At 42.4% G+C, this 19074-nt stretch carries 15 protein-coding genes; 11 read left to right on the forward strand and 4 right to left on the reverse strand.

Annotated features, from left to right (window positions below):
- The first annotated feature begins 124 nt into the window (after positions 1-124).
- From V7L07_RS12990 to V7L07_RS13005, 4 genes are all read left to right on the forward strand, one after another.
- Positions 125-1903 (forward strand): ABC transporter ATP-binding protein, encoded by a 1779-nt coding sequence (locus V7L07_RS12990; RefSeq protein WP_335058360.1) that lies wholly within the window; start codon positions 125-127, stop codon positions 1901-1903.
- 168 nt (positions 1904-2071) lie between these two features.
- Positions 2072-3871, forward strand: a complete 1800-nt coding sequence (locus tag V7L07_RS12995; protein ID WP_335058362.1) for an ABC transporter ATP-binding protein — start codon at positions 2072-2074, stop codon at positions 3869-3871.
- Positions 3872-4270: 399 nt separating this feature from the next.
- Complete coding sequence (locus tag V7L07_RS13000; RefSeq protein WP_335058364.1) at positions 4271-4597, forward strand: ArsR/SmtB family transcription factor; 327 nt, start codon at positions 4271-4273, stop codon at positions 4595-4597.
- 40 nt (positions 4598-4637) lie between these two features.
- Positions 4638-4775 (forward strand): hypothetical protein, encoded by a 138-nt coding sequence (locus V7L07_RS13005; RefSeq protein WP_335058366.1) that lies wholly within the window; start codon positions 4638-4640, stop codon positions 4773-4775.
- Between the two features lie 26 nt (positions 4776-4801).
- Here V7L07_RS13005 and V7L07_RS13010 read toward each other — a convergent pair whose 3' ends face one another.
- A complete protein-coding gene (locus V7L07_RS13010) occupies positions 4802-4945 on the reverse strand; it encodes a hypothetical protein (protein ID WP_335058368.1) in 144 nt (47 codons plus the stop codon).
- Between the two features lie 363 nt (positions 4946-5308).
- On the opposite strand from V7L07_RS13010, the gene arsB reads away from it, so the two are divergent.
- From arsB to arsC, 3 genes are read left to right on the forward strand one after another with little or no spacing between them, the layout of a single operon-like run.
- Complete coding sequence (arsB, locus tag V7L07_RS13015) at positions 5309-6373, forward strand: ACR3 family arsenite efflux transporter (RefSeq protein ID WP_335058370.1); 1065 nt, start codon at positions 5309-5311, stop codon at positions 6371-6373.
- A 31-nt stretch (positions 6374-6404) separates the two neighbouring features.
- Positions 6405-6839, forward strand: coding sequence for an ArsI/CadI family heavy metal resistance metalloenzyme (locus V7L07_RS13020; RefSeq protein ID WP_335058372.1), 435 nt, complete (start codon positions 6405-6407; stop codon positions 6837-6839).
- Between the two features lie 56 nt (positions 6840-6895).
- Positions 6896-7291, forward strand: a complete 396-nt coding sequence (arsC, locus tag V7L07_RS13025) for an arsenate reductase, glutathione/glutaredoxin type (RefSeq protein ID WP_335058374.1) — start codon at positions 6896-6898, stop codon at positions 7289-7291.
- Positions 7292-7345: 54 nt separating this feature from the next.
- Here arsC and V7L07_RS13030 read toward each other — a convergent pair whose 3' ends face one another.
- On the reverse strand, positions 7346-11059 hold the full coding sequence (locus tag V7L07_RS13030) for a PAS domain S-box protein (protein ID WP_335058376.1): 3714 nt from the start codon (positions 11057-11059) through the stop codon (positions 7346-7348).
- A gap of 4 nt (positions 11060-11063) precedes the next feature.
- The gene (locus V7L07_RS13035; RefSeq protein WP_335058377.1) at positions 11064-11384 is read right to left on the reverse strand and encodes a helix-turn-helix domain-containing protein; all 321 of its coding nucleotides are present in this window, start codon (positions 11382-11384) and stop codon (positions 11064-11066) included.
- A 908-nt stretch (positions 11385-12292) separates the two neighbouring features.
- Between V7L07_RS13035 and V7L07_RS13040 the strand changes: the two genes are divergently transcribed.
- Entirely contained in the window at positions 12293-12691 is a 399-nt protein-coding gene (locus V7L07_RS13040; RefSeq protein WP_335058379.1) for a VOC family protein, read from the forward strand.
- Positions 12692-13169: 478 nt separating this feature from the next.
- On the forward strand, positions 13170-14096 hold the full coding sequence (locus V7L07_RS13045; RefSeq protein ID WP_335058381.1) for a bestrophin family protein: 927 nt from the start codon (positions 13170-13172) through the stop codon (positions 14094-14096).
- Between the two features lie 67 nt (positions 14097-14163).
- Here V7L07_RS13045 and V7L07_RS13050 read toward each other — a convergent pair whose 3' ends face one another.
- Complete coding sequence (locus tag V7L07_RS13050) at positions 14164-15012, reverse strand: M28 family peptidase (protein WP_335058383.1); 849 nt, start codon at positions 15010-15012, stop codon at positions 14164-14166.
- A 319-nt stretch (positions 15013-15331) separates the two neighbouring features.
- Here V7L07_RS13050 and dnaK point away from each other — a divergent pair, with 319 nt between their 5' ends.
- Together dnaK and V7L07_RS13060 are read left to right on the forward strand one after the other, a co-directional pair.
- The gene (dnaK, locus tag V7L07_RS13055) at positions 15332-17413 is read left to right on the forward strand and encodes a molecular chaperone DnaK (protein WP_335058385.1); all 2082 of its coding nucleotides are present in this window, start codon (positions 15332-15334) and stop codon (positions 17411-17413) included.
- Positions 17414-17527: 114 nt separating this feature from the next.
- On the forward strand, positions 17528-18523 hold the full coding sequence (locus V7L07_RS13060) for a J domain-containing protein (protein WP_335058387.1): 996 nt from the start codon (positions 17528-17530) through the stop codon (positions 18521-18523).
- Positions 18524-19074 lie beyond the last annotated feature (551 nt).

A 19074-nucleotide genomic window follows, 5' to 3' on the forward strand; every position in this document is an offset into this window, starting at 1 on the left:
GTAGGGAGAGGTTCATCGAACTTACGTTAATCTATAATCCCCCATTCGCTACTCTACATAATGGTCAATTGTTTTTTTACAATCAAAGTACGATAATTTTCCAAAGATATAGGGGTGAATACCATTGGTTCAGCAACCAGAACTCCACGAAACTTCGTTGATACAGCCAACCCAGCGCGTGCTGAAAAGTTTAAGTACTTACCGATGGACTTCACTGGGAGCATTGGTCAGTCTGTTGCTGTTGACGATCGCAAACGCACTCACTCCACAACTATTTCGCTGGGGAATTGATGAGGGGATATCGCAAAAAAATCTCCAAATTGTGCTATACAGCGCCGCTTGGATGGTAGTTGCGGCGATCGCTCGTGGTGTATTTAACTTTGGACAAAGCTATCTAGCAGAAGCAGTATCTCAAGGTGTCGCCTATGACCTGCGAAACAAGATTTTCAGCAAAATTCAAAATCTCAGCTTCAGTTTTCATGACCAGGCGCAGACTTCCCAACTCCTAACCCGTGTCACCAGTGATATTGAGCAGATTCGTACCTTTATTGGTACTAGCCTAATTCAGGTTATCGGTTCAATTGTGACATTGGTAAGTATTTCGGTGCTTTTGTTGGTGATGAACTGGCAATTAGCACTAATTACCCTGACAGTAGTACCCATCGCCGCATGGTTAATGGCGCGATTCATCAACGGAAATAACAAACTTTTTCGGCAAGTACAAGAGCAACTGAGCAACCTGAATGCTGTATTACAAGAGAACTTACTAGGCATCCGGGTAGTGAAAGCCTTTGTGCGGGAGTCAACCGAAAGGACGCGTTACACAAGCCTGAATGATGGACTAGTCAAGGCGAACATGAAGACTATTAGCGCCATCCGTGATACCTTCCCGTTGATCTTTTTGCTGAGTAATGTGGTGACACTGGCAGTTTTCGGCTACGGGGGAGCGCAGGTAATTGGGGGTAGATTTTCCATTGGCGAACTAGTGGCGTTTAACTCCTACCTAGCATTGATTCTCCAACCGATTTTGTTGATTGGATTTGCCGCACCTGCGATTGCTCAAGCCGCGGCTTCCGCCGAACGTGTCTACGAAGTTGTAGATGCAGAAGTAGAAATTCGCGATCGCCCGGGCGCTGTCCCCTTTGAGACTTGCGGTGGTAGAATTACCTTTGAAAATGTTTCCTTTCGCTATCCAGGAGCGACAAGCGAAACTCTCAAAGAAGTTTCCTTTGAAACCAAGCCCAACGAGCTAATCGCCGTTTTAGGCATGACTGGTTCGGGAAAAAGCACAATTATGAACTTGATTCCCCGCTTTTACGATGTCACAAAGGGAGCAGTTCGCATTGACGGACGAGATGTAACAAGTTTCACACTCAAAAGCCTCAGATCGCGTATTGGGATTGTATTTCAAGAAACCACCCTCTTCTCTGGCACAATCCGCGAAAATATTGCCTACGCCCAACCCGATGCAACTTTAGAACAGGTGATTGAAGTTGCAAAAACTGCCCAAATGCACGATTTTATTAGCGGTCTACCCGATGGCTACGAGACGATTGTGGGTGAACGAGGTGTAGGCTTATCTGGTGGACAAAAACAACGAATTGCGATCGCTCGTACCTTGTTAACCGATTACAGCATTCTGATTTTGGACGATAGCACCTCGGCTGTGGATGCCAGAACTGCTGCCCAAATTCAAGCCGAACTAGATCGCTTAATGCACCAAAAAGCTTGTACAACCTTTGTCGTGGCTCAACGCATTAGCACCGTCCAGAATGCCGATCGCATTTTTCTCATGGATAAAGGACGATTGGTAGCACAAGGCACTCACGAAGAATTGATGCAAACTAGCCCACTCTACGGTGTGATTTTGGAATCTCAGGTAAAACCAAAGGAGAAAAAATGATCCGCAATTAGCATCATTAATTTTGCTCACAGCCTTGTATTGAAGAAGAATTCAGAATTCGACTCAGCGCTCACATTGAAATCTCCCATTCATACAGAAGACACAACTGAATTCTGTTTTGATAAAGACTTTTAATCCAAAATCCAAAATCCAAAATCCAAAATTTTTATGAGAGGCAATATTCCTGTTGTTGCATCTGAGCAGACGAGCCAGAAACTTTCCACCCTGCGGCGCTTTTTGGAATATGTGCTACTCTATCGCAAAGAAATTCCCATCGCCATAATATTAGTATTAGTTGGTGCCATAACCCAGGCAATTGGGCCATTCTTTCTCGGCTGGTCGATCGATCATCTGATTGCACAAGGTAATTTGCAGGGACTACTGCAATTATTAGGGCTATTAGGGCTGAATTATGGACTTGGTGTCTTAGCAGTCCGGGGTCAAATTGTTCGAGTCGGCTGGATTATGCAGCGATTGCTGGCTCAACTGAGGCAAGATATTTTCCTGAAAATCCAAAGTCTACCACTCAGCTTTTTTGACCGCAGCGAAGCAGGCGATTTAATGAGCCGCTTGCTAAATGATGTCAACACGGTAAATCAGGCATTTGGGTTGACAGTTGCTCAAATGTTAGGCAACACTTTCAGTTTAGTTGGCATTGTGATTGCAATGCTCTCAATCAACCTGCAACTCGGTTTGTTGAGTAATTTGGTTGTGCCACTGATGATTTTTACCACAAGCTTATTTGCACGTTGGGCAAGAGCCAGATTTCGCGTCACTCGACAAACTATTGGGGAACTTTCCGCCAAGTTAGAAGAAGATATTGGCAGTGTGCGAGAAGCACAAGCATTTAATCGCGTACAGATGAATATCGAAGAATTCGACATCCTTAACGCCGCCAATCGAGATGCCAACGTTGAGGCTGTGGCAATTACTTCGGCCTTTTTGCCCTCCATCGATTTTCTCAACACACTAGCAACCGCAGGCGTTTTAGCTTATGGTGGTTATCTGGCGGTAACGGGAGCTGCAACTGTCGGTGTAGTAACATCCTTTTTACTTTACGTCCAGCAGTTCTTCCGCCCGATTCAAATTCTCAGCCAGTTTTATACTCAAGCCCAATCTGCCTTCGCCGGACTAGAGCGAATTTTTCTATTATTAGATGAACCGTCAGAACTCAAAGATGCAGCCAATGCCACAGAAATGCCGCCTATTCAAGGTGAGGTGACATTTGAGAATGTCAAGTTTGGCTACAACCCAGATCAGCTGGTTCTCAAAGGAGTGAATTTGCACGCCTATCCAGGGCAGATGGTTGCGTTAGTAGGGCAAACCGGTTCGGGAAAAAGTACAATTATTAATTTGATTTTGCGCTTCTATGATGTTTCTGGCGGTGCAGTGAAAATTGATGATATTGATGTGCGTAGTGTCACTCAAGCAAGTCTGCGCCGTCAAATTGGCATCGTTCTCCAAGATAATATTTTGTTTACCGGCACCGTTGCCGAAAATATAGCTTTTGGCGTTCCTTACGCCACTCAAGCTGATATCGAAGCAGCTGCACAACTAGCAAATGTACATGAGTTCGTTACCTCGCTACCACAGGGTTATACAACTCAATTGGGTGAACGGGGCGCACCTCTGAGTCAAGGACAGCGACAACTCATCAGTATTGCTCGTGCGGTATTAATTAATCCCCGAATTCTGATTCTGGATGAAGCCACTAGCAGCATCGATACCCGCACAGAAGCTCTAGTGCAAAGTGCGATCGCTCGTTTGCTCCAAGGTCGCACCAGTTTCGTAATTGCTCACCGTCTCAGTACAGTTACTCAGGCAGATCAGGTATTAGTCATTCAGCAGGGACAAATTGTCGAGCAGGGTACTCACAACGAACTCGTCAATCAGCAAGGTGTCTATGCCAACCTCTATGCTCTGCAACTGGGTGCAGCAGAAACAATGGTTCTTCCAACTCAAAAGTAAAATATTATACGATGATTTTCTTTTGCATGAGGTACAAAGTTTTTGAGACGCGATAAATCGCCGTCTCTACAAGTGTTTTGTTTTATTGATGAGTGCGATCGCCAAAAAATAGACTTGGGTAAAATTAACGTGAGTTCGACAAGTCTTATTTGACCTCTCCCCTAGCCCCTCTCCGACACGGAGAGGGGAGCAAAAAGCTTAATTTTTCGTTGCTCCTTTCTTTCCGTTTCGGAGAGGGAGAGGTTCATCGAACTCACGTTAATTTTACGCTCTTTATTGGTAAAAATAGTCCTGTTAAACCACGATGTCTGGCAACAAGCCGCCGCACGTCTACGCACCTAAGCTATAGTTTTTAGTTCAAAATAGAGATAACATATCCTTATAATATCAATATCATTGATGCTAACTTCTTCAGCTACTACTATTCCACATTTAATTGCTGCTGGTTTTCATGCTCTTTCCGAACCACTCAGGATTAGTGTACTGGAATTGCTGCGCCAGCGAGAATTATGTGTATGTGATTTGTGCGAAGTCTTGGGAGTAAGCCAGTCGAAACTATCTTTTCACCTCAAAACCCTCAAAGAAGCTGGCTTAGTTAACTCCCGTCAGGAAGGACGTTGGATTTATTACAGTTTGAATTTGCCCCAATTCAGTATTTTAGAGAAATATTTGGCAGATTTTACCCAGAATCAGGTAATTTCATCTGCGCGTCCCTGCTGCGATTAAGAATAAGTTTATAAAAAGAATTCAGGAGTCAGAATTCAGTATGAGTTCTGTACGAGTGGGTGATAGCGTATTGTCTCGTTCCCAGTCTCCGACTGGGAATGCCATCCTAAAGGCTCCGCCTCCTTTGCTGGCGGCAGAACCGCCAGGAGCAGAGAGCCTGAAAATAGCTGTAAGCTGACACCAATGCAATATTGTTCGGTTAAGTCAAGAGACGCGATGAATCGCCGTCTCTACAATAATCAGTCTTTTGTCTTGACGGCGATTTATCGCGTCTTTGTGATGATTTATCGCATCTTTTAGCGATCTAAAATTTTCATCAAAAAACCTTAACCGAACCGTATTGGACATCAATGTACATCTGTGCATCCATACAAACTATTGCCCCAATTGCTATACATCAACTTTTTTTGATGAATTTTTCTGTATAGTGCTATGCTTGGTATTGACACATCAAGTTTTTTTGAAATGATATAAACATACTTTCAAAATTACCGATAACGGTGAAGTCAATGAACGCAATGGCAAAAAATTAGCTCTCTTATTTGGAGTGTTGACTTTTGCGAGCAGTTACACAGCTATACCCAATTCATCAACTGAAACTCAGCGATCGCCAAAGGTTATAAAAGATAGTTTTAGGCATGGACAATCATCCAAATCGACCAACTTGTTCATTATGAAACTTTGAATAATGTAAGTTATATGAACTCTATAATGAACAAAAAAACTTCAAAACGCCTCTCATTTATTGACCGCTTCCTGACCTTGTGGATTTTTTTAGCAATGGCGATCGGTGTTGGTATTGGCTATTTTTTTCCCGGAGTAGAAGCGTTTATCAACCAGTTTCAAGTAGGAACAACCAATATCCCAATTGCCATTGGGTTAATTCTGATGATGTACCCGCCCCTAGCTAAGGTGCGATACGAAGAGTTAGGGGATGTATTTCGCAACGGAAAAATTCTTGGTGTGTCATTACTTCAGAATTGGATTATTGGGCCAATTTTGATGTTTGCCTTGGCGGCAATCTTCTTACACGGTTATCCAGAATATATGACGGGATTGATTCTGATTGGATTAGCCCGTTGTATTGCAATGGTAGTTGTTTGGAGTGATTTGGCACGAGGTAATACAGAGTATACGGCTGGATTGGTTGCCTTCAATAGTATTTTTCAAGTCATCTTTTATAGTCCTTATGCCTGGTTTTTCATCACTGTACTACCGCCACTATTTGGGTTAAAAGGCAATGTTGTTAATGTCAGCATTGCCGAGATTGCCAAAAGTGTATTTATCTATCTTGGTATTCCATTTTTAACTGGATTTTTCACTCGTTTCTTTTTAGTGAAAGTGAAAAACAAGCAGTGGTATCACGAGGAATTTGTGCCTAAAATTAGCCCGATCACGCTGATTGCTCTGCTATTTACAATCGTGGTTATGTTCAGCTTGAAAGGCAATTTGATCGTTCAAATACCCTTGGATGTGGTGAAGATTGCAATTCCGCTGATCATCTACTTCGTCATCATGTTTCTGGTCAGCTTTTATATGGCTTGGCGGATTAAGACAGACTACTCTAGAGCCGCCAGTGTTGCGTTTACAGCCGCCGGAAATAATTTTGAACTGGCGATCGCAGTGGCGATCGCAGTGTTTGGCATTAATTCGGGTGTGGCATTTGCTGCTGTTGTTGGGCCTTTGGTGGAAGTGCCTGTGTTGATTGGTCTGGTTAATGTTGCTTTATGGTTTGAAAAACGTTATTTTACAACATCTGAGTCAAGAACCTTTTAAATATTTGAAAAATCCGACAAGGAGCAAAATTATGGCACTGCTGAAAACTCATGTGGCTTTGAATGTTACTAATATTGAAAAGTCTGTAACATTTTATCGGGCAATGTTTGGCGTGGAACCTATAAAATATAAGCATGACTACGCCAAGTTTGATATTTCTAGCCCAGCATTAAATCTCACACTAAATTTAGCATCTAGTATTCAGGCTGGTGGTGCATTGTCTCACTTGGGCGTACAAGTTGAAAGTACAGAAGAAGTGCGATCGGCTATCCAAAGGTTTACGGAGGCTGGATTAGCATTATTTACTGAGGATAATACTGATTGCTGCTACGCTTTGCAAGATAAGGTTTGGGTAACAGATCCAGATGGGAATCGCTGGGAAGTCTTTGTGGTGAAGGTGGGAGATACAACGCCAGAACAAAATTTGGTGGTGGGACCGGCTGTTAATAAGTCGTGTTGTGGGTAATGAGAAAGAAAAGAAAACGAACCGCCAAGACGCCAAGGACGCAAAGGTAAGAATTGATGAAGAAGGTAATGTTTGTTTGTAAGCATAATTCGCGCCGATCGCAAATGGCAGAGGGGTTTACGCGAATATTAGGAGAAGGTAAAGTTGCTGTTGCTAGTTCAGGTTTGGCAGCAAGTGAAGTAGATCCCGTCACTGTTGAAGTAATGGCGGAAATTGGGATTGATATTAGCAATCAAACTTCTAAGCCTTTAAGTGATTTCAATGCTGATGATTATAATGCTGTGATTTCATTATGTGGCTGTGGTGTTAATTTACCCGAAGAGTGGGTGTTAAGAGATGTGTTTGAAGATTGGCAACTTGATGATCCCGCAGGGCAATCAATTGAAACTTTTCGCCGCGTTCGAGATGAAGTTAAGGAACGAGTTGTAAAATTGATTGAGTCTCTCAATTAACAATTGCTACGACTATAAAACAGGAGTCAGAATACAGAATACATCATACAGAATTCATACTGAATTCTGACTCCTGAGTTCTGAATTCTTCTTATAAATTAGGTTAGCGATCGCTCGAAGTAATTTAGCTGGCTCCACAGGCTTGGTGATATGACGCTCAAATCCGGCGGCAATTACCTGTTGATAATCAGCCTCACCAGCATAAGCTGTCAGGGCGATCGCCGGAATTCTCCCTCCTTCTTCTAGTGACATTGCTCTAATTTGACGAATCAGCATATAGCCGTCTACTTCCGGCATTCCAATGTCGCTTAACAGCAGATTTGGCTGAAACTGAGGCATAATTCCTAATGCTTCCATCGCCGATGCAGTTTGGATTACTACCGCGCCAGATTGCTCTAAAATGAAAGCAATTAATTCTCGTGTATCACGCTCATCATCTACAAGCAGAACTTTCAACCCATTTAAATCGGGCAAATCATCAGGTCGAGAGACAACTTGGTGACTATTTAGATCGATCTCGATCAGCGGTAACATGACTGTAAAGGTTGCTCCCTGTTCTTCACCGAAACTTTCTGCCTTAACTGTGCCGCCATGTAACTCGACAATATGACGAACAATAGCTAATCCTAATCCCAGTCCGCCGAATTTTCTGGTGGTTGCGCCATCAGCTTGTCGAAAGTAGTCAAAGACATAAGGTAAAAAGTCAGGGCTAATCCCCTTACCTGTATCACGCACTTGAAGCTGAACTTGAGAACCAATAGACTGTAAACTGATTTCTACCTGTCCACCTTGGGGTGTAAACTTAATCGCATTGGAAAGTAAATTCCAGATAACTTGTTGCAAGCGACCGGAATCACCTCTTACTAAAAATTTGGATTTGCAACTTTGGGGCGCTTCTAGCACAATTTGAACTTGGGATTTGAGATTGTCTGGTTGCTGATTAAAATCGATTGATTCTAAATTTCTATCAGAATTTTCTAATTCAAAATCTAAAATTGTAAATTGCAAATTAATAGATTTGGCTTCAGCGGCTAGACGTACAGTTTCTATGGCTGCGGCGATCGCAGTTTCCAGATTCACAGGAGCAATATTCAGACTCAGTTTACCTTGCAGAATGCGAGATACATCTAACAAATCTTCGATTAATTGAGTTTGCAACTTGGCATTGCGCTCAATGGTTTCCAGAGCGCGAGTGGTGGTTGCTTCATCATACTTTTTCATTTGGAGTAACTTCGACCATCCCAGGATCGGGTTTAGCGGCGTGCGAAGTTCGTGGGAAAGAACCGCCAAAAATTCATCTTTGATTCGGTTAGCTTGGATCAATTCTTCTTTCCGTTGCTGTAACGAAGCCATTAACTGAGCGCGTTCCAGAGCAACCGCCACCTGATCGGAGGTTGCTTGTAATAGAGCAATTTCCCCAGAAGTAAAGTGAGTACGGGTGCGACTGGCAAAGGAAAGGACACCAAGCAGCTTTCCCTGAGCAATTAATGGTTGACCTGCGTAAGCTGTAATTTCTAGAGCACGGAGAATGTGAGCATTTGGATGGGTAGAGTGCGGCACATTATTGACGACGATTTGACGGCGTTCTTGCACCACTAGTCCGCACATCCCCTCATTCAATTCCAGATATTCAATTGCTTGAAATACTTCATCAGTAATCCCGTTCCAACCTACTAATCGAAGTTTCTGCTTGTTTTCGTGTGTATCAATTAGATAGTGAAAGTAAAAATGCAAATCCATCTGCGCTGATAGTTTGCTAAACAAGCTGTTCATGAGATCCAAGGGGCGCTCGGTTGAAAGCAAATCACTGGTTGTTTCTGAGAGGAGTTTAAGTCGTTCACTACGCTCTTGTAAGGCTTGTTCTGCAAGCTGACGTTCGCGAAGGGCGCGTTCGCGTTCGGTGATATCAATCGCAACTCCCCCTACTAGGCGTTGCCCAGATGCATCGGCGATGGGAAACTTATAGATCAAAAATTCGCCAAGAGTGCCATCTGTGCGTGGAGCAGACTCGATGGTTTGAATAACCTGATTAGTCTCGGCAACTATTCTAATGTTATCGAGGAGGGGTTGAGCAATTTGGACTGGGTAGAGGTCAACAATGTTTTTATTAATCGCCTTATTTTTTGCTAAACTGAATGTCCTCAAATAAGTTGGACTGAGGTAAAGTACACGCCCCTCTGCATTCGTAATCCAGGCGGCGGTGGGAATATTATCCATAAAAGCTTGAAATTGCTCTTGACTCTGACTCAGCGCTTTTTTTGCTTGTTTGAGATCGCTAATATCCAGAATTAATGCGACTGATTTCTGACGAGATTCTCCTAAAAGGGAATAGCCAACAACAACCGGGACAATGGAACCATCTTTGCGAATACATTCTTTTTCATAAGGAGTGCAGCTTCCCTTCGCTGTAGCCTCGGCAATAGCTAGTTCATCTAAATAAAGATACTCAGAGGGGGTGATATCAGCCCACCGTAATTTACCTGCTTGAATATCATCTTGGGTATAGCCGACAATTCGCAAAAACTCGTCGTTGGCTTCCGTGATGCTACCATTAACATCACCAAAAATAATACCAACGACATTCGCTTTGACAAAACTCCTGAGCCGCTCCTCGCTTGCTTGGATAGCCTTCTCTGCCTGCTTGCGAGGGCTAATATCTGTAGTGCTACCAACTAAGCGTATCGGGTTTCCATCAGCATCCCGTTGTACCACTACCCCCTGATCCAATACATATATATACTGATTATTCTGGTGGCGAATTCGATACTCAGCAGTATAGCGATCGCTATTTGCCAAAGCAACTACCATCTCCTCTTGTACGCGTTGCAAATCTTCGGGATGGACAAGTTCACACCACCAATTACCCGTTGGTTGAGCTTCTGCGAGGGAATAGCCCAAAATTCGGGTTAACCCCTCGGTTCTTTCAACGGTATCCTGTTCTAGATTCCAATCATAGATGAGACAATTAACCGCAGAGGCGGCTAACTCAAACCGCTCGTTAGCTTGCTTTAATGCTATTTCTGTTTGTTTGCGTACACTCAAATCAACAACAAAGCCAATGACGGTTTCTTGAGTGTCTCCCAACATCACAGAACCGATCAGAACCGGAATGCGATCGCCATCTTTACGAATGTATTCTTTCTCAAAGGGCTTACATACTCCGGTAGTTTTCAGTTCTGTCACTGAACGCTCACTTAAAATCAGATACTCAGGCGGGGTAATCTCGCGCCAATTCATTTGATTAGTAGACAAATCTTCTCGCGTATAGCCAATTATATTCAGAAAAGCATCATTGGCTTCCACGATCAAGCCATTATTCATATCACTGACGATTACCCCAACGATGTTGGATTCTGCCAGTCGGCTAAATCGCATTTCGCTATTTTGCAACAAATTTAGGCTTGTCTCTGCCTTGCGTCTGGCAGTTCGTAACTCTGAAGAGAGGGCGGTAATTAAAAAAGATACGAGTGAGAATGTGGTTAGTCGTACCAAGATTTTCAGGCTGAGGAAATGGAAGGAGTAGACTGGCTCCATCAAAAAATAGAGCGAAATGGCAACCGAGAAAGTGATCGCTAACACTCCCAATCTCATACCGCCATACCAGGCGCTCACTGCTACAGCTGCATAAAATAATGTAAATACGCTCGGTTCAAAAACTGGCAGTAACAGTTTTGTCAACAGTAGTGCCGCTATAACTGTCAAAATCATCACACCATCGGCTATCAACCGAGAACGCATCATCAAAATTTTTTCAGGTACTTTCACCATGATCTTAAGAGTCCTCCCGTTGCTCCGATTTTGGGAGATACTCGGTTATCAGTCTTTTGCCTACTTCACCCATCTTTTCTAACATTTCTTCAATTAGCTTTAGTGCCATTGGCGAAGGCACTGTAGATCCGTTCTCCCAACGGTTCACTGTTCGCAGGGAAACTCCCAACTTGGCTGCAAACTTTTCTTGAGAGAGAGCGAGTTGCTGCCGAAGTTCACGGATTAAATCTGAAATTTTGAGTGGCTTTCCTAGTTCCATAGTAGGAAGAGTAGGACAGGTGTCTCGCCATTTGTCTCCAGCTTGAGGAAGAATTTCAAGAATCATCAGTTGTTATCAATTTCATCTTTTGGCGAAATACCAATATTCAGTAATCAGTTTTCACTGATTACTGTTCACTGTAGAAGCTATATATAAAATAAACATTAAATTTTCTCTAATAAGCGATTGATAATAGTATGATAAAAGGCAATTTAACTAATAATTCTCGGCGATTGCACACAACCAAAAACTTTGTGGTATGTAATATTTTCATGATTTATACCAAAGCTAATTTTATATATAGGTTATCTATATATAAGTTCTAGTTAATACTTTTCGTCTGATGAAATTTTCCAAATCATTGCTATTTTGGCAACTATATCTGAACATAGATTTTAAAATCTGTTGTTACTTTACTTCTATGGTTAGATGCCAACGAAAAAACTAGAAAGCTATAGTTCACCCTTCTTGAAGAAGAATTCTGATTCCTGAATTCTGTTCGATAATGAAAAAACTCCAGAAATGTTTGTAACAAATCTGGAGTCAGGAAAGATACGCATTTACCTATACCAAATTTTCACCCTGAGAAAATCCTACGTCATCAGGGTATACACTCAAATGTAGATGAAAGGGAATAGGGAATAGGAAACCTTCTAGATTGGAAGTAATGCAAAACAGCCCCAGATAAACTGAGGCTGTTTTGCAAGAGTTGTTTGGCAGAAAGGGTACATCAATAAGTGATGCCCTGTGTTAGATATAAATAATTCAGTATGCATCCTTATTCAGCCACCTTTTGGCATATCAGGATAATTGGGAAAATTTTGTAGGCGCAGCCCGTCGTAGACATCGCTTTTTCCAAAAAGAAACTCCAGATGCGCTTAAGGCATTCTGGAGCAGTAACAGGTTTCTAACATGAATCAATTCTTACATCTGCGATCGCCCAATGTCGTTAGGGTATATACTCAAATGTATTTATGTCTACTCATCCGCAAATCGAACAGCAAATTACCTTCTTTTCTACCCATAACCTCAATGTATCTACAGAATTCTACGAACAAAAGCTAGGTTTGGAGTTATGGCTTGACCAAGGAACCTGTCGAATTTATACTGTTAATGGCTCTGCGTACTTGGGATTATGTGAAGCCAGCGAAAAATCAACTCCTGCAACTAACAAACAATCAATTGTCATTTTTACTCTGGTAACACAGCAGGTGGATGAATGGTTTGAATATCTCAAAGAACGTGGCGTCGATTTTGAAAAGCCGCCAACACTAAACAAAAAGTACAATATTTACCACTGTTTTTTCCGCGATCCCGATGGTTATTTGATTGAAATTCAACGTTTCGAGACTAACGACAAAAAAAAGACATAACTTATTTAGTTATGCCTAAGCGTTTAATCTACAGGGCAGGATTTTACAGATTAGAACTTTTTGATTTACTGGGGTACATGATATCGAATAATGCTGTATGGACATCATCAATAAATATGTACCTTTTCTTCTATAGATTTATCAAGGTGGGATGCGGGATTTATGCAGCCACCAGGAAAGTTTTACATTTATTCACAATTGTTGCAAAATCGTGGGAATTACTCTTGGCTTTTAAATAAAGTACACCTAATTACTGATAAAAATTCTTTGTATCAGTCCTAATGATAGGTATTTAACCGGACTCGATATTGTATAACACAAGTTAGAATACAATCTTTGCCACCAGGATATAATGCTTCTTGAACAGAATGATTTTCAAAGTAGCTTCTTTGCCAGTTGTGCTATTCCTATAATTATTACTTTTAGCCTCTATGATATTTAATGTATTCGGTTTACTAAATATTTTTCCGGTAAATGCATGAAAGCCAAAACACTCAGATGGCTAGGCGCAATACTACAACTTAAGGGTTCGGTAATGAAATCAATTTACAGACATATCTTATGGTGTGGAGCTTTCGGATTTTTGATTTCTCTACTTTACCATTTTGACAAACCTGTATCCCAACCTATTTTAGGAAGTGTGATTCCTAGTATTGTTTTAGGGTTGTTACTTGTCTTTCGTACCAATACTGCTTATGAGCGATTTTGGGAAGGGAGAAAATGCTGGGGTTCTATAGTAAATAACGTCCGAAATCTAGCGCGACAAATTTGGGTATCAGTTGATGAAATTTCACCAGAAGATAAAGAAAATAAAATTACGGCATTAAACTTATTGGCAGCTTTTGCTGTGACAACGAAATTACATTTGCGTGGAGAAGCTGTCAATCGCGAGTTAGAAGACTTAATGCCGTCTACTAAGTACAGAAAACTGAAGATTATGAATAATCCCCCCATAGAGGTTGCCTTTTGGATAGGAGATTATTTACAGCAACAGTACAATCGTAATTGCCTTAACAGTTACCAGCTAACATCTATGCAAGAATTATTGAATAATCTGGTAGATAATTTAGGTGCTTGCGAACGCATTTTAAAAACGCCTATGCCCCTTGCTTATGCTATTCATCTGAAGCAATTGCTGATACTATATTGTTTTCTGCTACCATTTCAAATAGTAGAAAGTCTCGGTTGGTGGACAGGTTTAATTTCTGCCTTAGTTGGTTTTACAGTATTTGGCATTGAAGCCATCGGCTTAGAGATCGAAAACCCCTTTGGCTACGATGCTAATGATTTACCATTAGATGCAATTTGCGAGACAATGAAACGCAATATTGATGATTTAATTACTTTGACTCCAAATACGCGATCGCATCAAGATAGCAGCATACAGAATATCCCAAGCAACTGACATACACCCAAATCTTTCTTTAAAATAGGTGCGGTTAGGTGAACTATAAATCTCTCCTAATATCTTTTCACAACCGCCGAATTGCAATTTCTAACCCTTCACAGACACGAGTCAGGAAATCTAAATCCAAAGTAGCGATCGCATCACTAGCTTTGTGATAATGCGGATTCCGCAAGAATGCTGTATCTGTCACCATCATCGCCGGATAACCCAAATCCCAGAAAGGTGCATGATCGCTAAGTCTGGTTTGGGGAACTATTAAACCTCGATTTGGCACGGGTAGCCATTGACTAGATACGCCAGCTTTGCGAATATTACGGCTCATCCCAATTAAGTCGGGCAATATCCGCAAATTGCCAATTAAAGCAATAAAATCACCTGTATTTGGGTAGAAGCGTTCCAGAGGACGGGGATAATTTTGGGAACCAGGTGTAGAATCCTTATAGCCCAGCATTTCTAGGGAGATCATTAAGCGTAGTTGTTGCTTTTGTTGATGCAACAGCGCTGCATACTCAGCACTACCCAGTAAGCCGTATTCTTCCATATCGAAAGCAACCAGCCTTAAAGGATATCTGACAGCTTGGGCAGCAAACTTTCTCGCAAGTTCCAGCAACACCGCCACACCAGTAGCATTATCATCAGCTGCAACTGTTCCCGGAACGCCATCATAATGAGCGCCAATTAAAATAGGTGGTAAATCCTTTTTTTGCCCTCTAGTTTGGGAGGGTAAATTTAATATCAAGTTATTACAAGCTTTGCCTCGGACTTCAAAGGTGTGGATTTCCACACTCCCCCATTGGGAAAATTGCTGGCGGATGTATTCTTGGACAAAAAAATGTCCAGCCGTTGCCATATAAGGATCGCGTTCTCGCGCGATCGCACTCAGGGAAGTTTGTAATCGCTCTGTTAAATTCAAATTTTTCAGATAGTGGCAATAATATGAGAGTTTTCAGGTACTCAAGAAAGCAGAGCAAGCATTATTAAGGTGAATTTACCAACTTGCGGATATCGTAAATAGAAGTAGGCGGATAACAAGAATTGAGGCTGCTTGGGCACACCAACCATCTCAATGCTATTCTAGTCTTGCAACTATCTCCTCTAGCTGCACATCTTAGCTTACTGCTTTAATGATGACTATCATACCATTGAGGTGTTTTCATCTTGTAGCACAAAGCTAGAAGTAGTTCCGCCCAATCATAATAAATATATAAGACACTTTAGGAGAAGAGTAACGCATGGGCAAGGTAGTCGGCATCGACTTGGGTACAACCAACTCAGTAGTCGCCGTTATGGAGGGTGGCAAGCCGGTGGTGATTGCCAATGCAGAAGGAATGCGAACAACCCCCTCCGTAGTTGGCTTCAGCAAAGAAGGTGAAAGAGTAGTTGGGCAAATGGCACGGCGACAAACCGTCCTCAATCCTCAAAATACCTTTTTTGCAGTTAAACGCTTCATTGGGCGGAAGTATGGTGAACTGAATGCAGATTCTAAGCGTGTGCCCTACACTATCCGCAAAGACGAAGTAGGTAATATTAAAATTGCCTGTCCTCGGATGAATAAAGATTTCGCTCCAGAAGAAATTTCGGCAATGGTGCTGAAGAAATTGGCAGACGATGCTAGTCGCTATTTGGGTGAACCAGTTACCGGGGCAGTGATTACAGTACCCGCCTATTTTAATGACTCTCAACGGCAGGCAACCCGCGATGCTGGCAGAATTGCCGGTTTAGAGGTGCTGCGGATTCTGAATGAACCGACGGCGGCATCTTTGGCTTATGGATTAGATCGGGGTGACACGGAAACTATCTTAGTCTTTGACTTGGGTGGTGGCACTTTTGACGTGTCGATTTTAGAAGTAGGCGATGGGATATTTGAAGTCAAAGCTACCAGTGGAGATACACAACTTGGCGGTAATGACTTTGACAAAATAATCGTAGATTGGTTAGCAGAGCAATTTCTGGAAACAGAAGAGGTAGACTTAAGACGCGATCGCCAAGCTTTGCAACGTCTGATGGAAGCGGCGGAAAAGGCCAAAATTGAGCTTTCTGCTGTCAGCGTCACCGATATTAACTTACCCTTCATTACCGCTACAGAAGATGGCCCCAAACATCTGGAAACTAGTCTCACTCGTTCCCAGTTTGAAGGTTTGTGTGGTGATTTGGTAGGACGATTACGGACACCAGTAAAACGCGCCCTCAAAGATGCCGGACTTTCACCTAGAGACATTGAAGAAGTTGTGTTAGTTGGCGGTTCTACACGAATGCCAATGGTGAAGCAGCTGGTACGAGACTTGATTGGCACAGAACCCAACGAAAATGTCAACCCCGATGAAGTCGTGGGAGTAGGTGCAGCAATTCAAGCCGGAATTCTCGCAGGTGAACTTAAAGATGTGCTGCTTTTGGATGTTACACCCCTTTCTATGGGATTGGAAACTATCGGCGGCGTGATGAAAAAACTCATTCCCCGCAATACCACCATCCCAGTTCGCCGTTCTGACATTTTTTCCACGTCTGAAAATAACCAGAATACTGTGGAAATTCACGTAGTTCAGGGCGAACGGGAAATGGCGGCAAACAACAAGTCATTAGGACGGTTCAAGCTGTATGGTATCCCGCCAGCGCCACGAGGAATTCCTCAAGTTCAGGTGTCATTTGATATCGATGCTAACGGGATTTTACAGGTAACAGCCTTAGATAGAACCACTGGGCGAGAACAGAGTATCACCATTCAAGGCGCTTCCACATTGAACGAGTCGGAAGTGAATCGGATGATTCAAGACGCGCAAAAATATGCTGATGTCGATCGCGAACGTAAAGAAAGAGTAGAAAAGCGGACTCGTTCTGAGGCGTTGATTTTCCAAGCAGAAAGACAACTTCGAGAAGTAGCGCTGGAATTTGGTATGCAGTTTGCCCGAAACCGCCGCCAAAGAATTGATAATATTTGCCGACAACTAAAAGAGAGTCTAAAGGAAAATAGCGATCGCGGTATCGATCAAGCCTACGCTGACTTGCAAGATGCTCTCTATGAGCTAAATCGGGAAGTCCGGGAGACTTATGCTGAAGATGAAGATGACGACTTGTTTGGTACTATCCGCGACATCTTTACTGGCGGCGATAAGGATAAAGAACGCGAATCTCCCAGAGATACATACCGAGAACGCGACTCATACAACCAAGGCTATGGCAAAGATTACGGTAAAGACTATGGCAGAGATTATAACCGGGATAATCGTTCTTCCTCTTATGAAAGCCGTCCTCCACGCAAATCTCGTCCTAGCTACCAAGATAACTGGGATGACGAAGAAGACAATGATTGGTTGTAAGAAAAGTTAGGAGTTAGGAGTGAGGAGTTAAAAATTAAATCATCAACTCATAACTCCTAACTCTTAACTCTTAACTCCTAACTCATAAATAATCTAAAATTTAAACAACTAACTATGCAAAATTTGCCGAACTTTCGCGATTACTACGAGATTTTAGGAGTATCTAAAGATGCCTCAGGTGAGGAAATTAAAAAGGTTTATCGGCGGTTAGCCAGGCAATATCACCCCGATCTCAATCCGGGTAATAAAGAATCTGAGGAAAAATTTAAGGATATCGGCGAGGCTTATGAAGTTCTTTCAGATCCAGCCAAGCGATCGCAGTACGACCAGTTTAGCCGCTACTGGAAGCAAAAAGGCTTTGCAGGCAACAAACAAGCGCCAAAGGCGAAAACTTGGCAAAGTAGTGCTAGCGATCGCAACGGCAATCAGGACGTAGATCCCAGCCAATTCTCCGACTTTGAAAGCTTTATTAATCAAGTTATCGGCGTTAAAAATAAGAGTGCGGCAAATAACTCCAGTAATGGCAATACTAGCGATCCGTTTCGTTCTCCTAGAACAAAAGTTGCCTACACAGTTAATCCCCAACCTCGCACAACCCGGCGGGATATAGAAGCCAGATTGACTCTACCATTAGAAAAGGCTTATCAAGGTGGTAATGAGCGTATTCGTTTGGAAGATGGGCGATCGCTAGAAGTTAATATGCCTCCAGGGATGGTATCAGGTCAAACCATCCGTTTACGAAACCAAGGCGTTGGTGGTGGCGACTTATACTTAAAAATTACCGTTGAGCCTCATCCATTATTTAAGCTAGAAGGTTCAAATATTCTCTGCCAAGTTCCAGTTACTCCCAGCGAGGCAGTTTTAGGCGGACAGGTAGAAGCACCAACTCTTGATGGGCCTGTGAAAATGACTACCCCTCCCGGAGTTAGGTCTGGTCAAAAATTTCGATTAGGTAATAAGGGCTATCCCAGTGATGACGGTAAACGTGGCGATCAATTAGTAGAAATCCAAATAGTTACACCGAAAAATATTAGTCAAGAAGAACGAGAACTTTACGAAAAGTTACGGCAAGTTGAAACCTTTAAACCCCGTGCTGATTTAATCCGTTAGGGATAAAGTATGAATCTTAATAAAAAGGAGTCAGAATTCTGAATTCTGAATTCTGAATTTTCTACCCATAAAGAGATAGAGTTTTAAATGAGTGAAAAAATTTAATACTAGTTTCGCCCACAAGGGGCGTTAGCGTAGCGAGACGAAGTACGGTTTTAAACCAATATTCATTACCCAGTCGTACAGAATTCATGCTGAATTCTGAATACTCTACCCATAAAGAGATATAGTTTTAAGGCGAGAATATTTTAATTTTTTCGCCCACTAGGGGCGAAAGCGCGTAGCGGGACGTACCCCTACAGGGACTCTCTATGCGGTAGCATCTCTAAGAGTTGCCATGCCGTTGGCAGAGCCTCTCGTAGAGAAGGCTTTACGCTCTGCTATCACCCACTCGTACAAAATTCATTCTGTTAGCGGTAGCGGGGCGTTTAGCCCATTCTGACTCCTGAATTCTGACTTCTGAATTCTTCTTCAACTACAGTGACGCTTTAATCAGCTTTTTAGGGAACTCTAAACCACAGTGTAACAAAACGGTAGTGACAAAACGCTAC

This window comes from Nostoc sp. (assembly GCF_036916985.1).
Taxonomy (GTDB): domain Bacteria; phylum Cyanobacteriota; class Cyanobacteriia; order Cyanobacteriales; family Nostocaceae; genus Nostoc.

Excerpts from the sequence above, each read along its gene's own strand:
- V7L07_RS12995 (WP_335058362.1), top strand. The coding sequence starts at position 2,072 with ATGAGAGGCAATATTCCTGTTGTTGCATCTGAGCAGACGAGCCAGAAA.
- V7L07_RS13000 (WP_335058364.1), top strand. The coding sequence starts at position 4,271 with ATGCTAACTTCTTCAGCTACTACTATTCCACATTTAATTGCTGCTGGT.
- V7L07_RS13005 (WP_335058366.1), top strand. The coding sequence starts at position 4,638 with ATGAGTTCTGTACGAGTGGGTGATAGCGTATTGTCTCGTTCCCAGTCT.
- V7L07_RS13010 (WP_335058368.1), bottom strand. The coding sequence starts at position 4,945 with ATGTCCAATACGGTTCGGTTAAGGTTTTTTGATGAAAATTTTAGATCG.
- arsB (WP_335058370.1), top strand. The coding sequence starts at position 5,309 with ATGAACAAAAAAACTTCAAAACGCCTCTCATTTATTGACCGCTTCCTG.
- V7L07_RS13020 (WP_335058372.1), top strand. The coding sequence starts at position 6,405 with ATGGCACTGCTGAAAACTCATGTGGCTTTGAATGTTACTAATATTGAA.
- arsC (WP_335058374.1), top strand. The coding sequence starts at position 6,896 with ATGAAGAAGGTAATGTTTGTTTGTAAGCATAATTCGCGCCGATCGCAA.
- V7L07_RS13030 (WP_335058376.1), bottom strand. The coding sequence starts at position 11,059 with ATGGTGAAAGTACCTGAAAAAATTTTGATGATGCGTTCTCGGTTGATA.
- V7L07_RS13035 (WP_335058377.1), bottom strand. The coding sequence starts at position 11,384 with ATGATTCTTGAAATTCTTCCTCAAGCTGGAGACAAATGGCGAGACACC.
- V7L07_RS13040 (WP_335058379.1), top strand. The coding sequence starts at position 12,293 with ATGTCTACTCATCCGCAAATCGAACAGCAAATTACCTTCTTTTCTACC.
- V7L07_RS13045 (WP_335058381.1), top strand. The coding sequence starts at position 13,170 with ATGAAAGCCAAAACACTCAGATGGCTAGGCGCAATACTACAACTTAAG.
- dnaK (WP_335058385.1), top strand. The coding sequence starts at position 15,332 with ATGGGCAAGGTAGTCGGCATCGACTTGGGTACAACCAACTCAGTAGTC.
- V7L07_RS13060 (WP_335058387.1), top strand. The coding sequence starts at position 17,528 with ATGCAAAATTTGCCGAACTTTCGCGATTACTACGAGATTTTAGGAGTA.